Origin of the sequence: Agrobacterium fabrum str. C58 (assembly GCF_000092025.1) — a bacterium.
Lineage (GTDB): Bacteria > Pseudomonadota > Alphaproteobacteria > Rhizobiales > Rhizobiaceae > Agrobacterium > Agrobacterium fabrum.
Window position 1 is genome coordinate 1,167,198 of record NC_003063.2, and the last position, 14,254, is coordinate 1,181,451.

The 14,254-nt window shown below is 58.9% G+C and carries 14 protein-coding genes; 3 read left to right on the top strand and 11 right to left on the bottom strand.

What is annotated here, in order from left to right; genetic code table 11:
* Positions 1-28 precede the first annotated feature (28 nt).
* The 8 genes from ATU_RS18920 to ATU_RS18955 form a co-directional block, all read right to left on the bottom strand.
* Complete coding sequence (locus ATU_RS18920; RefSeq protein ID WP_006313752.1) at positions 29-934, bottom strand: UTP--glucose-1-phosphate uridylyltransferase; 906 nt, start codon at positions 932-934, stop codon at positions 29-31.
* 84 nt (positions 935-1,018) lie between these two features.
* Positions 1,019-1,999 carry a glycosyltransferase family 2 protein gene (locus tag ATU_RS18925; RefSeq protein WP_010973527.1) on the bottom strand — a complete coding sequence of 327 codons (981 nt, stop codon included), beginning with the start codon at positions 1,997-1,999 and terminating at the stop codon, positions 1,019-1,021.
* Entirely contained in the window at positions 1,999-2,943 is a 945-nt protein-coding gene (locus tag ATU_RS18930; RefSeq protein ID WP_010973528.1) for a glycosyltransferase family 2 protein, read from the bottom strand. The genes ATU_RS18925 and ATU_RS18930 overlap by 1 nt, the downstream gene beginning before the upstream one ends.
* Complete coding sequence (locus tag ATU_RS18935; protein WP_010973529.1) at positions 2,940-3,938, bottom strand: glycosyltransferase family 2 protein; 999 nt, start codon at positions 3,936-3,938, stop codon at positions 2,940-2,942. Before ATU_RS18935 ends, ATU_RS18930 begins: the two co-directional genes overlap by 4 nt.
* Positions 3,939-3,955: 17 nt before the next feature.
* On the bottom strand, positions 3,956-5,137 hold the full coding sequence (locus ATU_RS18940; protein ID WP_010973530.1) for a glycosyltransferase family protein: 1,182 nt from the start codon (positions 5,135-5,137) through the stop codon (positions 3,956-3,958).
* 25 nt (positions 5,138-5,162) lie between these two features.
* Positions 5,163-5,954, bottom strand: a complete 792-nt coding sequence (gene exoK / locus ATU_RS18945) for an endo-1,3-1,4-beta-glycanase ExoK (RefSeq protein WP_010973531.1) — start codon at positions 5,952-5,954, stop codon at positions 5,163-5,165.
* A gap of 4 nt (positions 5,955-5,958) precedes the next feature.
* Positions 5,959-7,107: an acyltransferase family protein gene (locus ATU_RS18950; RefSeq protein ID WP_010973532.1), complete on the bottom strand. Its 1,149-nt coding sequence runs from the start codon at positions 7,105-7,107 to the stop codon at positions 5,959-5,961.
* A 371-nt stretch (positions 7,108-7,478) separates the two neighbouring features.
* The gene (locus ATU_RS18955; protein WP_010973533.1) at positions 7,479-8,957 is read right to left on the bottom strand and encodes a lipopolysaccharide biosynthesis protein; all 1,479 of its coding nucleotides are present in this window, start codon (positions 8,955-8,957) and stop codon (positions 7,479-7,481) included.
* A gap of 117 nt (positions 8,958-9,074) precedes the next feature.
* Here ATU_RS18955 and ATU_RS18960 point away from each other — a divergent pair, with 117 nt between their 5' ends.
* Together ATU_RS18960 and ATU_RS18965 are read left to right on the top strand one after the other, a co-directional pair.
* Positions 9,075-10,040, top strand: a complete 966-nt coding sequence (locus ATU_RS18960; protein ID WP_010973534.1) for a glycosyltransferase family A protein — start codon at positions 9,075-9,077, stop codon at positions 10,038-10,040.
* Positions 10,041-10,091: 51 nt separating this feature from the next.
* Positions 10,092-11,060, top strand: a complete 969-nt coding sequence (locus tag ATU_RS18965; protein WP_010973535.1) for a polysaccharide pyruvyl transferase family protein — start codon at positions 10,092-10,094, stop codon at positions 11,058-11,060.
* Between the two features lie 233 nt (positions 11,061-11,293).
* Here the strand turns inward: ATU_RS18965 and ATU_RS18970 are convergent, their stop codons facing one another.
* Together ATU_RS18970 and ATU_RS18975 are read right to left on the bottom strand one after the other, a co-directional pair.
* Positions 11,294-12,283, bottom strand: a complete 990-nt coding sequence (locus tag ATU_RS18970) for a glycosyltransferase family 2 protein (RefSeq protein WP_010973536.1) — start codon at positions 12,281-12,283, stop codon at positions 11,294-11,296.
* Between the two features lie 110 nt (positions 12,284-12,393).
* Positions 12,394-12,672: an exopolysaccharide production repressor protein gene (locus ATU_RS18975; protein WP_006313765.1), complete on the bottom strand. Its 279-nt coding sequence runs from the start codon at positions 12,670-12,672 to the stop codon at positions 12,394-12,396.
* Positions 12,673-13,016: 344 nt separating this feature from the next.
* Here ATU_RS18975 and ATU_RS18980 point away from each other — a divergent pair, with 344 nt between their 5' ends.
* Entirely contained in the window at positions 13,017-13,283 is a 267-nt protein-coding gene (locus ATU_RS18980; RefSeq protein ID WP_010973537.1) for a DUF6074 family protein, read from the top strand.
* A gap of 71 nt (positions 13,284-13,354) precedes the next feature.
* On the opposite strand, the gene ATU_RS18985 is transcribed toward ATU_RS18980, so the two are convergent.
* Positions 13,355-14,251, bottom strand: a complete 897-nt coding sequence (locus tag ATU_RS18985) for a tetratricopeptide repeat protein (RefSeq protein ID WP_006313767.1) — start codon at positions 14,249-14,251, stop codon at positions 13,355-13,357.
* Positions 14,252-14,254 lie beyond the last annotated feature (3 nt).

The following is a 14,254-nucleotide window of genomic DNA, read 5'->3' on the forward strand; positions in this document are numbered from 1 at the left end:
GGCCGCCTCCCCGGTGGCGCGATGAACGTCAGGCCGCCTGGACGCGGCTTTCGTGGTTTGCAATCAGTTCCTTCACCGAAGCGAGGACCTGGGCCTCCATATCCGAACGCATCAGCGAAAAGGCGACGTTGGCGGCGATGAAGCCCTGCTTGCTGCCGCAATCAAAGGTGCGGCCCGAATATTTCTGCGCGTGGAACGGCTGCTTTTCAGCAAGTCGCTTCATGCCATCGGTCAACTGAATCTCATTGCCCGCGCCGCGTTCCTGCCTGGCGAGAATATCGAAGATTTCCGGCTGCAGGATATAACGGCCGTTCAGGTAATAATTCGAAGGCGCCTTGGACGGTTCCGGCTTCTCGACCATTTCAGTGACGGAAAAGCCGTGATTGACCTTCTGCCCGACGCCGACCACGCCATAGGACGAGACTTCTTCCGGCAGGCATTCCTCGACGCCGAGAATATTGCCGCCGACTTCGTCGTAAAGCTCCATCAGCCCGGCAATGCAGCCGCGCGCACCATAGGACACCATATCAGGCAGAAGCAGGGCGAAAGGTTCCTTGCCCACCAGTTCACGCGCACACCAGACGGCGTGGCCCAGACCGAGCGGCACCTGCTGGCGCGTATAGCTGACGGTGCCGGCAACCGGCAGCATCTTTTCCAGCTGCAGCACCTGCACGGTCTTGCCGGAGCGGGTGAGCGTGTTGATGAGTTCGGGTGCGCTGTCGAAATAGTCCTCGATGGCGGTCTTGTTGCGGCTGGTGACGAAAATAATGTGTTCGATGCCGGCCTGCATTGCCTCGTCGACAGCATATTGCACGACCGGCCGATCGACGATCGTCAGCATTTCCTTTGGCATCGCCTTGGTGGCGGGCAAAAACCGCGTGCCGTTGCCGGCTACCGGAATGACGGCTTTTCTGACAGTTCTGTTCAGGTCCATCGTGTTCTCCTTCATCAAGGTTTGATCTGTCCCCAGTCCCCGCGCAGAGGTCGTCCGCGCGCAAATTTCACGAAATCTGCCTTCTCACCCCTGTATTTTTGCCGCAGGCGCAAACATCGCGTCCCGCAGCCTCCTCAGCCGCACTGCAATGGGCATTCTTAAATGCCCCAGCACGGCGGGATCCCTGATCGTGGTCTTCAAGGCGCCGAGTACCGAGCGGCGCTTGATGTTTTCCACCAATGTCAAAAAATTATGCGCCAGCTGCAGGCTGCGGGCTCTCGCCTGCTGCGCATCCATGGCGGCGGGCAGCAATGTGTAATGGCTCAGGAACTCCTGATCCGCCCGCATCATTGCCTCGACGTGATGAAGTTCGAGCACACGCGAAATCGAGCCTTCGCGGATATTGTAGATATAACCCGGCTTCGGTTCGATGACGCAGAGACCGCCGGCCGCAAGCGCTGAGGCGAGCAGGATATAATCCTCGCCGATGCGGATATCCTCGCGGAAACGCAGTCCCTCGTTATTGAGGAAGTCGCGCCGGAACATCGGTTTCATATAGCCGAAGTTGAAGGTGGAGCGGAACAGGATGTTGGAGGAAATGAAGTCCTCAAGCGTGAGAACCGCTCGTTCCTCCAGAAATTCTTCGGGAAACATCGTCTCCATCGGCCTGCCGTCGGTGTAGACGACATCGAGATTGTCGACCGCGACGGCGGCATTGGCGGCTTCGGCCCGGCACATCATGCAGGCGGAGCGCTCCGGGCGGATGACATCGTCGGAATCAAGCACGGCAATCCAGCGTCCGGTCGCGGCTTCGATGCCGGCATTGCGCGCACCGCCCGGACCACGGTTTTCTTCGAGCGCAAGCAGGCGAACACGCGGATCGATGGCGGCAATCGCCTCCACGAACGTGATGGTATCGTCAGCGGAACGGTCGTCTACAACGATCACCTCCAGCGTCACCCCCCGCTGGTCGAGCGCGCTTTGAACGGCGGCTTCGATCGTATCGGCGGCATTATAGGCGGCGATGACGAAGCTGATATCGGGTGGCGAGGCAAGATTCTCCATCAGGTCGCCTCCACCGCACCATATTGGCGGATTTCACGCACCCCGAAGGCGCCGCTCATCGAGCCCATATGCAACGCGCCACGCAGCGCATAACGATTGCGGCGCACGGCGTTGAAACCGTTCAGCGCGGCAAAGACGCCGCAATAAAGCGCCTTCGAGCCGGCCTTCAGTACCTGCACCACGCGGCGTGCACCGGGCTTTTTCTCGGCCAGCACGCGGCCATGGGTCTGGCCGGAACGGAAGCGGCGCTTGGCAAGCCACATGAAGCTCGCCCGGTTTTCCGGAACCGGCTCCGACAGCACGGCATCTTCCGCAAAGACGATGCGGCCGCCGGCGGCGTGAAGATGCGAGAAGAAATGCGTGTCCTCGCCGCCGCTCTGGCCGAGCGCCAGGGCGAAGCGCCGGCCCTTCACCGCGGGCGCTTCCATCCTGAGAAGCGTGTTGCAGGTGTAACCGGTGATGATCTCGCCATTCACCCAGACCGGAACGGTCGAGTGGAAATCACCGCGTTTCATCCAGCCCGGGGCATTGTCCCGGTACACCGCCGTCACGGGGCCTAGAACGGTTTCCGCACCGGTTTCTTCGGCCGTTTCGAGAAGGGCGGTGAGCCAATGTGGCGGGGCGGTTTCGTCATCATCGATGAAGGCGAGGTAATCCGCCTTGCATTCCGACAGGCAGGCATTGCGGGCAATCGAAATATTCGATTTCGGGCAATGCACATAGGTAATCTCGAACGGGGCGGTTTCGCGCAGGCGATCGACGCTCGCCTTGGCACTCGGCTGCTCGTCATTATCGGCGACGATCAAGCGAACTTTCACGCCTTCCGGCACGTCCAGCTCGAAGAGTGACAGAAGTGTGGCAACCAGCGCCGGGCGTCTGTAGGTGCAGATGCCGATATCGACGGTTTTCGAATCATGCGGGAGGGTGACGGTGTTGTCGGTCATGAGACAGCCTTTCTTCCCCGGAATTTCAGGAGTTCCAGCCAGAAGCCGGTGGACCAGGCCAGATGCATCACCATCGCCGAAAAGGCGGCGAGGGGGCCGTATGGGTTTTTCTGACCTATTGCCATCCACAAGCCATAACCCACACATGCGGCGATCCAGAGGCCGAGCGGAATAAGCGCCGCCCAATGCACGAGCGACAGCAATGCAAGCACGAAGACCGGCAGCACGGCGAGCGGAATCATCTGGCGGATCTTCGGGATCGAACGATGTTTCAACAGGTTCTTCGCGCGGCCGCGACCATAGGCGAGATATTGCCTGAAGAGCGGCATGACGCTGGCGCGCGGATAATAGGTCATGCGGGTCTTGTCGGTCATCCAGATGCGAAAACCGGATTTGCGCAGCCGGAAATCAAGTTCGGCATCCTCGTTATGGCTGAAGCTCTCGTCATAACCGCCGACCGCATCGAAGGCGGCAATCCGCATCAAGGCGTGGTGGCCATGATCGATCCAGTGACCCTTGGCACCTTCGCGGTGCTTGGAACCACCATTGCCGAGCTTGGAATTCTGGGCGATGGCCGTCGCCTTCTGAAACAGGCCGTGGCCGACCGTATCCATGGCGACGACGACGGAATCCGCGCCGGTACGATCGGCATCCTCGATCAGCCGCTGGCAATAATCATCGGGATAATCGCCATGGGCGTCGATGCGAATGAGGTAGTCGAAATCCTCGCCGAAGGTCGCAACGGCAAGGTTGATGCCGGCGCTCTGAATGCGCTTCGGATTGGCAAGCAGCGTGACGCGGTCATCCGTCGCTGCGAAGGCGGAAACGATATTGCGGGTTCCATCCGTGCTGCCGCCATCGGCAACGACGATGCGGAAAAGACGCCCCTGCATCGCGCCGGTGAATTTGACAAGCAGCCCCTCGATCGTCTTTGCCTCATTGAGGCAGGGAATGACGATCAGCGTTCTGATGCCGGAATGACCAAGACCTTCCATGATTTGCCCCCTACGCACTACACGGGTGAAAACTGCGCTTCACGGGCATGGCCGGAAGCGGATTTGGAAAGCGAGGACAAGTGCTGCACCAGCTGACGGCAATCGTCGCGGTCCGTCAGCCATTGTTTCCTGTCGATTGCCGAGAGGGTGTTGAAGGCGCCCGCATAGGTTTGCGGCGTCATCTGGCCGAACAGGGCGGCGAGATCGTCCGGGCGTGCATGTGACAGGACAAAGCCGATGTCGCGTTTTTCGATGAAACGGGCGGTTTCCGTGCCGGCAAGCGCAATCGGCAGCGTGCCGTAAAGGCAGCCCTCATAAAGCCGGTTGGGCAGCAGCCAGCTGGAATTCTGGCCCTCCTCGAAAAAGTCGATCGCCCAGGTGAACTGCACCTCGTTGTAGATGGCGGCAAGATCCTCGGGGTTTTTGTATGGCCCGTGGAAATGCACATGCGGGGCGGCAGCCACGAAACCGTCGAAATCGGCAAATTCAGAATAGGCCGGCCGGCCGCGCAGGATGATCTCGACCCTGCCTTCCATGCGACGGGCAAAGTCGGCGAGGATTTCGAGCGATTTGCGGCAGCGAAGTGCGCCGAACCAGCCGATTTTCCAGGGTTCTCCGGGGGCCGGTGCGCGCGGTTGCGGCGTGGCGGCAAAGGTGGCGTCGAGCGCCAGCACCTTGTTTTCCTGCAAGAGGACGGGAAGGTTAAGGCCGGAGACGGGCTTGAAATAATGCTCCACGAAGGCCGGAGAACTCGTCACCAGCAGCTTCGCGTCACGGGCGAAATAACGCTGCGCTGCATTCAGCATCTGACCGGGCTTGCCCTTGTTGAGAAGCAGGCGGTGAATGTCGAGACATTCGTAAACCAGCGCCGGCTGGCCGAAATAGATCGACATGGCCCGCTTTGCCAGCGCCAGCATTTCGAGGTTTCTGGCGAGAATGACGTCAGGGGCCGAAATGCCGCCCAATGTCTTGCCCAGAGAGAGGCTGGCTTTCGCAACCGCCGCCATGCGCTGCAGAAACTGTCCGTCGGCGGTTTCCCCGAGCACAACGGGAACGACACCCTCGATCTCCGCCAGCCGGTTCTGCCCGCGCCGGAAACCCGCCAGCGTGACCCGCGCCCCGCCCGCAAGCAGGGTCAGCACCCGCCGGCGAATGGCGGGGTCCGACAGATCATGCGCGAGATAAAGAACATGGGTCATACGGGGTTCCGGTTTTTAAAATCGGTTAGTTGAGGGCGCAGGCGATGGATTCCGGGAACTGGCACTTGTCGCCGAGCGCCGTGAAAGCGAAACGGTCGACGATCATCTGGGTTGCGCCGGTATAAGAAAACTTGCCCATCCAGTCCTTCAGCGTGTCCGTTCCCCACAGGCTGAAGAAAATCTTCTGGGCGTTTTGCGGGATTTTCGTCTCGTCCGTCACTTCATGAACGAGCTTGCCATTGACGTAATAACGCAGGCGTTGCGGCTCCCAGACGAAAGCGTAGTCGTTAAAACCGGCATCGGCGCCGCCTTCCACCGGCACCAGCTTCTCATTGCCGCCCTTGGCGGCAATATACTGGTTGAGCTGCACCTTGCCGGTATTCTTTCCCAGCACCTCGAAGTCGATTTCATCGTGCGGTTTCTTGTCGGTTGGGCCGATATAGGTGAAGAAGGCCGAGTTCAAGCCCGAGCCGGTAGCGGCCTTCATGCGGGCCTCATAGGTGCCGTAACGATAACGCCCCTTGGTCTGGATTTCTCCGCAGGCGAAATTGCGCTCACCGGCCTTGGCCTCCTCGAAACCGAGCGTCAGCTGGCCGTTTTCGACCGTCGCCAGTTTCTTTGACCAAGTGCAATTCTGATGCGCGCCGTTGTTCCAGCCGTCGGAGACGTACCAGAAGGATCTGTCCATCTGGTCGAAGTTCTCGATGAAGGACGTGCCATTGTCTTCCTGCGCGTGGATCGGTGCTGCGAAAGCCGTGATCGAGAGGGCTGCGGCAAGAAAAATGCGTGTCTGAACGCGGGTGACAAATGTTGTCATTGGTTCACCTCTGTCGTTGCGAATAAAGCGTTTCGGATGTGGGCGGGCCGATGATGGAATTCCGTTTGTTCGCAACATCGGCTTTCGTCCTGCGTTTGCCGTTACGGCTTCCCGTCAGCACGCCATAGATGGCCGGCAGGTATTTGCGGGTCTGGGCGTTGCTGATCACCAGAATGACGAAGGCGGAAAGCGTCGCGCTGATATAAAAGGCGGGATAGAAGTCCGGGCCACCCTTGTTCCAAACCATCCACATGATGACAAGCAACGGGTAATGGGCACAGAATATCCAAAAGCTCAGGCTGCCGGTGTCGGCAAGCCGCTGGCCAAGCCGGCTGCGGATGAGGATCGAGGAAGAGACCCAGAAACCGAGCGCGCCGAAGACGGCGAGCAGATTGCGCGACATGTTGAGCCAGAAGGTAAATTCCGGGCCGGTGAAATAAAGGCCGGTCGCCAGCATGGCGGAGGCGGCGAAGGTCAGCGCCATGATCGGCAGGGCATAGGGATCGAGCGCCTTGACATCGACCCGGTGCAGCGCGAGCGCAATGCCGAGCGAAAAGCTGAAGAGGATGGATTTTTTCTGGACGATGAAGATTGTCAGGTCAGGCATCGCCGTAATGATGAGCAGGATCGCCAGTGTTGGCAGCGCGAAACGGCGCATCAGAAAGGCAAGCACGGGCGACAGCAGGATGCAGACGAAGAGATCGCGCAGGAAATACAGCGGCACATTCACCGGCAACTCTTCGAGCGCCGTTCCGTGGCTGATGATTTCACGCGGGCTGGCGTTCCAGAGATCGGGGAAATAACCCACACCGACATCGAACAACTGCACCAGCAGCACAACGGCAAACAGCGCACCATTCCACAGCAGGAAGGGTAAAAGCACGGTTTTAGACTTGGAACGGATCGTTGCCGGATAATCGAAACCGCTCATGCCGCGACGAAACAGGAGGTAACCGGATATCGCGCTGAGACAGGGCACGCCGATACGGAACAGCGCATCGCCCAGGAAAACCCGCAGCCAGTCGAAGAAGCCGTAGAGGCCGAGAAACGGGCTTGTCTCGGCATCGTGCGGCACATGCACGAACACGATCCCCGAGATCAACAATATGCGCATCAAATTGATACGGGAGGATAGGTTCTGATCGACAGTCACATCAGTCACCCCTATTTGGCGGCGTCTCCCCACGCCGCGTTGCAACCAGAGCGAACTTGCGCCCGCACTGGAAAGTCTGGTTTCGACTTTGGGATAAAATGTGGCGACGCGGGAAAAACACAAGCTTAGATTTTGCGGGTGAATGTCTGGCGTTTTAGCCATTCCTGTTGGGGGTGAAGAGCAAGTAAATGAAATAAAACAACTTTTCTGAAATTCGGCCGTCGTTAAAAATCTCTGAACTGTGTGGATTTGTCATTTGTCGTGATGTTGCACTGCAAAAACAGCAGTGTCCGGCCTTGCTGCGGCAGAGGCAAGCGCCGCGGCAAGGACCGGTTAACGGCGGAAATGAGGCGTACTTCCCGAGGAAATTTCTAACCTTGGGTTGCGGTATCGCGCATGCGCCGTGATTTCACCATCCCAAGGATTTTTCCCAGCAGCGCCCTTTCGGTCAGCAGGATCAGGACGCCATAGATAACGCCACCCGCGGCGGCACCGACAAGGACCTGAAGGGTGGCGCTCGGAATATGACCGGAAAGGGCATGAAGCAGATAACGTACCGCAACGGCCATGATCAGCGCCGCGATCATCGGCCTGCTGCTGACATAGAGGCCGCGGAAAAACGGTGTATCGCTTGCCTTGAACACGGCCCAGGAATAGGCGACCAAAGTCACCGCATTGACGATGCAGAGCCACACCATAGCGTCGATCAGCGTGCCATAAAGGGCGGCAAGCCACACCGCAACCGTGGTGACGATGGCGCGGACCGTCGCGGACCAGAACAGCACACGGCCGTACCCAGCGCCTTTGAGATAGGGGATGAAGGTGCTGCAGGGCGTGAGAATGGCCTTGGAAAGGGCAAGAAGACCGAGAACCGGCCAGGCATAAGCCCAGTTCTGCCCGAAGATCACGAGCATGGCCGGCTCGGCGACGGCCCAGAGGCCGAACATCATCGGCGCGAGCAGTACGGTCAGCACCTGCGTGCTGAACATCAGGGCATCGCGGCGGCGCTGGGGATCGTCCATCATACGGCTGAAGGCCGGAAACAGAACGCCCATGACGGCCGACAGAACCACCTGATTGGGGATGCTCGCAAAACGGTTGGAGGCGGAATAGGCGCCGGCATCGGCAAGACCGAGATGCCTGGCGATGACCACCATCGGCGACTGGAAGGTAACGAAATTAGCGATTTCCGAGCCCATCAGCCCGGAACTGAAGCCGAGAAGCGGCACCAGTCGGCGCGGTTTCATGACGAAACGCGGGCAATAGCGCGAGACGGCGTAAAGACCGACAAGCCGGATGAGGGCCGCGGCAAAAAGCTGGATGATAAGCGCCCAGACGCCGAAGCCGAGAAGCGCCAGAGCCACCGCCACCACCGCCGCAATGCTTTCCGAAGCCATGCTCCAGAGCGCGTCCTTGCTGAAGTTCATCCGCCGGGCCAAGAGCGAATAGGCGACATCGCCGGCCAGCTGCAATGGAATGAGGAAGGCCATGATGCGCAGCAGGTAGGCGCTTTCCACCGCGCCCAGCAGCCCGCCGAAAAATTCCGCGAAGATGTAGAGCACGGCGGCCATGGTGCAGGAGATCGCCAGATTGGCCCAGAAGACGGTATGGATCGTATCCATATCCTCTTCCTTCTCGACGATCAGCGCAGAGGTCAGTCCCGCGCCGGCAATCATGGTCAGGAACTGTACAACCGTTAGTCCTACCGCCACCACCCCGAACTCTTCCGGAGAGAGGAGACGTGCGAGGATGGGGACCGTGACAAACTTAAGCCCGAATGTCCCTGTTTTTGATAAAACGCTCCAGCCGACATTCGTGGTGATGGTCTTTACATTTGGCGCTGGGGGCATACAAGCATCCTGTTTCTGGAGGCCGGCGGGAGGAAGCCGGTTGGGAGTTGCCGATACCATCGGGGCCGCTTTTAGGATCGGGCCCGACACTTCTTGATCAACGCAAGGGGCGAAACAATGGCAAGATTTACTGTCGTCATTCCCTACTACCAAAAGCAGCACGGTGTCTTGGGACGTGCACTCGCATCGGTTTTTGCGCAGACTTACCAGGACTTCGATCTTGTCATCGTCGATGACGAATCGCCATACCCGATCGATCAGGAGCTTGCGGAAATTTCGCAGGAACAGAAAGACCGGATTGTTGTCATTAAGCAGGCCAATGCCGGTCCGGGCGGTGCGCGCAACACGGGTCTCGACCATGTGCCTGATGGCACAGACTATGTCGCCTTTCTCGATTCCGACGATATGTGGACCCCCGATCATCTGCGCAATGCCGCCTTCGCGCTTAACACCTATGGCGGCGAATGCTACTGGGCATCCATGCAGGCAAGTGACGAATTTTATTATCATTTCGCCATTTCCGAGCTGGAGAAGAATGAGGGTGCGGCACGACTTTCCGAGAAACCGCTGGTGATCGAACTGCCGGATCTCGCAAGCGTCATGCTGCGCAACTGGAGCTTCCTGCATCTCTCCTGCATGGTGATCGGCCGTCCTCTTTTCGAGAAGATCCGCTTCGATCCAGCGCTCAGACTGGCGGCCGAAGATGTGCTGTTTTTCTGTGATTCCATCCTCGCATCGAAGCGCACGCTGCTGTGTGACGATGCCGGCGCGATGCGCGGGATGGGCGTCAACATCTTTCACAGCATCGACAATACCTCGCCGGAATTCCTGCGCCAGCAGTTCAATACCTGGGTGGCGCTCGATACGCTGGAGGGGCGTTTTTCACGCCGGCCGGCCGATGTGGCCTCGATTGCTTCCTATAAAAACACCGCCCGCAAACAGGCGCTGTGGAGCCAGGCCGGCAATCTGAAACGGCGCAGGGCACCTCAATTCGGGCTGCTGTTCAAATGGGCGATGCGTGATCCCGCACTGCTGCGTGCCGCTTTCGAGCTCGGTGCAGGAAAAATCGTCCGCTCGAGATGAGCGAATTCTCGCCCGCAAGAATTTATATGTTTTTTACCCAGGAGTGACCTCATGAAACCTTACCACTGGGAATCGCATCATGGCAATTTTGGTGACGATCTCAACCTGTGGCTGTGGGATTTTCTGCTCCCCGGCCTTCGCGATGTGCATGACGACGTCATGCTGGTCGGCGTCGGCACTGTCCTGAACGATGTTCTTTTGCCCGGAAAACAGCGCAAGCTGGTGATCGGCAGCGGTTATGGTTATGGCGCGGTGCCAGATACCAGCACCGAGTTCTGGGACATTCGCTGCGTGCGGGGCGAAAAAACCGCGGCGAAGCTCGGGCTCGCGCCCGAAAAGGGCATTGTCGATCCGGCCGTTATGGTCACCGAGATGCCAGACTTCAAAGGTCTGCCCAAGCTTTACAGGAAGACCTTCGTTCCCCATTGGGAATCGGCGGAATTCGGCATGTGGGAAACCGTGTGCGAACCGGCGGGGCTGACCTATCTCGACCCGCGGGGCGAGGCGAAAGCGGTCATCCGTGCCATCGCCCAGTCGGAATTCATCGTGGCCGAATCCATGCACGGCGCAATCCTTGCCGATGCCTTCCGCGTGCCGTGGGTTGCGGTCAGCACCTCGCCGTCGATCAACAGCTTCAAATGGAGCGACTGGGCCGGCAGCGTGGGTGTCGACTATCAGCCGCGTTATGTTCCGGTCTCCACCCGCGCCGAGGCCGCGAAAAAAGGCTCGCGTTTCTGGGGCATGAGTTTCCCCTCGCCGTCAGCCCCCGTTGTCGCCGAGGCCGGTTCTGCCCAAGCGCATAGAAGCCCGGCGCATGAGGGTGACGTGCTGGTGCGGCCACAGGAAACGCAACCCCGGTCATTGCGCAAACTGGCCAAGCAGGTACTGGCCGCGCCTTCCACGCTGGCACTCTGGCAGGCAAGCCGCGCGGAACCGCGCCTCAGCCCGGATGGCCGGCTGGAGGAGCGCAAGGAGCGTTTCGCCGCCGTTCTGGAAACGGTGAAGCGGGATTATCTTTGAGGGTGAAGGCCATAGATGCGGCAGAGAACTTTTTGCCGCCTTCGCGCTTGGGGACGCCGTTCTCTAACGTCTCTGTCGTCATTGCTCGCAATGCCGTTCATGCCAATTGCGCCGACGTCATCCTCGGGCTTGTCCCGAGGATCCGCAACGTTTCGATTTTCTGCAACGAGATTAGATCCTCGGCACAGGGCCGAGGATGACGGCAGAGAGTTTGGCGAGGTGGTCTTTCCCGCTCACGAAACCGGCGTGCCATCCAGCAGATAACGCACATCCCTGACCGGCGGCGTTTTACGGAAGCGCGCAGTCTTGTCGCTCCAGATGCCGCGCGTGATGGCGGGCAGGGCGGGTAGCCGCGTCAGGGCATGGCTCAGCGCGCCGCCCATGCCATTCTGCTTTTTTGCATCGAGAAAATGGCGAAGCTCGAACTTGGCGCGGATGTGTTTTTCATGTTCGCGCAGGATCGCCTTTTCCTCGGCCGAGAGCCGGCAGCCGGCCAGAATGGCGTTGTCCGCCTCGTATAAACGACGAAGATCTTCCGTGCGATGGCGGCCGCTCAGGGAGTTGCCGCGAACGATCGCGCCGTAACCGCAATGGCGAATGACCTTGTAACGCGCGCCGGCAGCAAGGGCCCGCACGTAAAGTTCGTAATCCTCGCCGAGCCGCAGGCCCTCGTCATAACGCAGCGCATGTTTGTCGAGAAAATCGCGACGTATCACGGGTTTCAAGAAGCCAGTTTCTCCGCGTTCCACACCGGGCCTGGAAATATTGCCTTCCACGAATTCCGTGAGCGACAGATACCGCGCCTGCGGTTCGAAGCGGGCCGGCTGCATGGAGGATGCGCCGGGAACCGATTGCTGGATGAAGGCGATATTGTCTGCCACCAGGTCCCAGTCGTCATCGGCCAGCATGGCGGCAAAACGGCCGCGGAAAAAGAAATCGTCCGCATCGAGAATACTGATGAGCGGGGCAGAGGAAATCGAGATTGCATGGTTGCGCGCAGCCGAAGGGCCACGATTAACCTCGAATCGCACAACCCTTAGCCGCCCCGTGCCGTCATCCGCCGCATGCGCCACATCGCTTGTCGTATCGGTGGAACCGTCGTCGATCACCACGACCTCGCCGACCTCAGGTTCCACAAGTGCGGAGCGAATGGCGATATCGATCGTTTCGGATGCGTTTTTCGCAGCGATAATGACGCAAATGGGCTGTGAACCGCTCACCATGTGTTGTCCTTCTGCTTTGACCAACCGTCAGGATTTGGCCAGCAGAAAGTGTCATGGGTGTGGATGCAAGCGATTTTTTTGCGACGCAATAAATGAAGCTTCTTAAAAGCTCACATATCGGTGAGTTTGGCACCATGCGGCGGGGCGCTTTTGACCGTGTCCGTCGCAATTGTCTCGGCGTTGCGATCCAGCAAGAAGGTTTCCCGCATCCGCCGTTTTTCCCTGCTGACAAGAACCAGAATCCCAATAAAATAACCGACCTGCAGAATGACGGCACAGATGAGGGTCTGGATGAAGGCGGTATAGAACGATCCGTGGATGAAGTATGTGGCAACCGCAAAAGCAAGCAATGCACCGATCATGCTGAAAAAAACACGAGGTGCATACATGGTGCTCTCCTCCCGAGAACGATTTCTCCGTTTTTGGCTGCGCTGCGGCATTTTTTTTCTTTGCAAGAAATATACGATGAGACCGGTGTTGTTTCAACACACATATATACTTCTTCTAACGCCAACCGCATGAAATTTCGGTAATCCGGATTGGTAAATTGCTCGGTAATCGGTGACTTGCCCCCAATCGGGGCTGCCGCGCGACGCCGTTTCATGTTTCTCAAAGGGCATGAAACCCTTCTCACGCAGCGATTGCAGGCTGTCTTACGCGTTCTGCAGACTTCGTTAACCATCTCGCCTTTAAAAAGTCGGTATTGATTCCTCAGCAAGAGCAAGGTGCCCGCGTGACAACGAGTTCAGAAGTAATCGCCTTTCCGGCAAAGAACCGCATTGCCGACGTAAAACGATGTGCAACCATGCTCGACCGACTGCATGGTGTGGAGGCGAATGATTTCTGGCGCAAGGAGTGCCGCGAACTGGCCGCCCGTCTGATGGCGCTCGGTTATGAGGATGCGGCCATGCGGCGCGAGGTCATGGAATTTCAAAACGCAGTGCAGGCGGAATTGTGGGCGGGCGACGCCACGCCCGAGGCGCGCCGCGACAGCCATTGAGGCGCTTTCGGTGCCATTAAAAAAGCCGGCGGGTGATACACCCGCCGGCTTTTTTGTTCGTACCTGTTTGATCAGGAAGCGCCCGCGCCGCGCGTGCGTGCAACACCATCGAGCGCCGGCTTGTATTTCGGGTCGAGCCGCGCTGCGTGCGAATAGGACTTTGCGGCCTTGGCCATGTCACCGCGGCGCTCATAGACCAGCGCCTGGTTGGCCCAGGATTCCGCCACCTTGTCATCGAGCGAAATGGCGTGGTTGAAATCGGCAAAGGCATTTTCGTCGTCGTTCAGCGCGACATAAGAAAGGCCGCGGCCGTTATAGGGCTCCGGCGATGTCGACGACAGCGAGATTGCCTTGGAGAAGTCCTCGATCGCCTGGGCATGCTGGTTGCGCAGCTGGTAGATCAGGCCGCGATTGTGCCAGGCGCGTCCGTCGGTGGTTTCCAGCTCGATGGCGCGGGAGAAATCGTTGAAGGCTTCGTTCACGCGGCCGGACTGGCGGTAAAGATTGCCGCGGCCGATCAATGCAACATCATAGCTTGCATTGATCTGCAGAGCGGCGTTGTAGTCCTGCAGGGCCTGCTGCTGCTGTCCGCTATTGCGGTAAACGAGCGCGCGGTTGGCGTAGGCCTGGTAAAAGCGCGGGTTCAGCTGCAGCGCCTTGTTGAAGTCCTCGATGGCGCGGCGCGAATCGCCGGCGCGGCCATAAGCCGAGCCACGGACATTGTAACCTTCCGGATCCTGCGGATTGGCGTTGATGACCGAGGTGAGCGAGGCGATGTTTTCCTGCGAGCCCTGGGCACGGTCGATCCTGAACACATCTTCCGTCTGGTTGGATGTCGCACAGCCGGAAAGACCGGCAAGCACAGTACAAATGACCAGAGAAGCGCGAAACCCTCTGTTGTTTTTCAATGGCAACCGGCGCGTGGAGGCATCGGCGTTTTTCACAACACAGGCGTCGACAGCGATCATTCG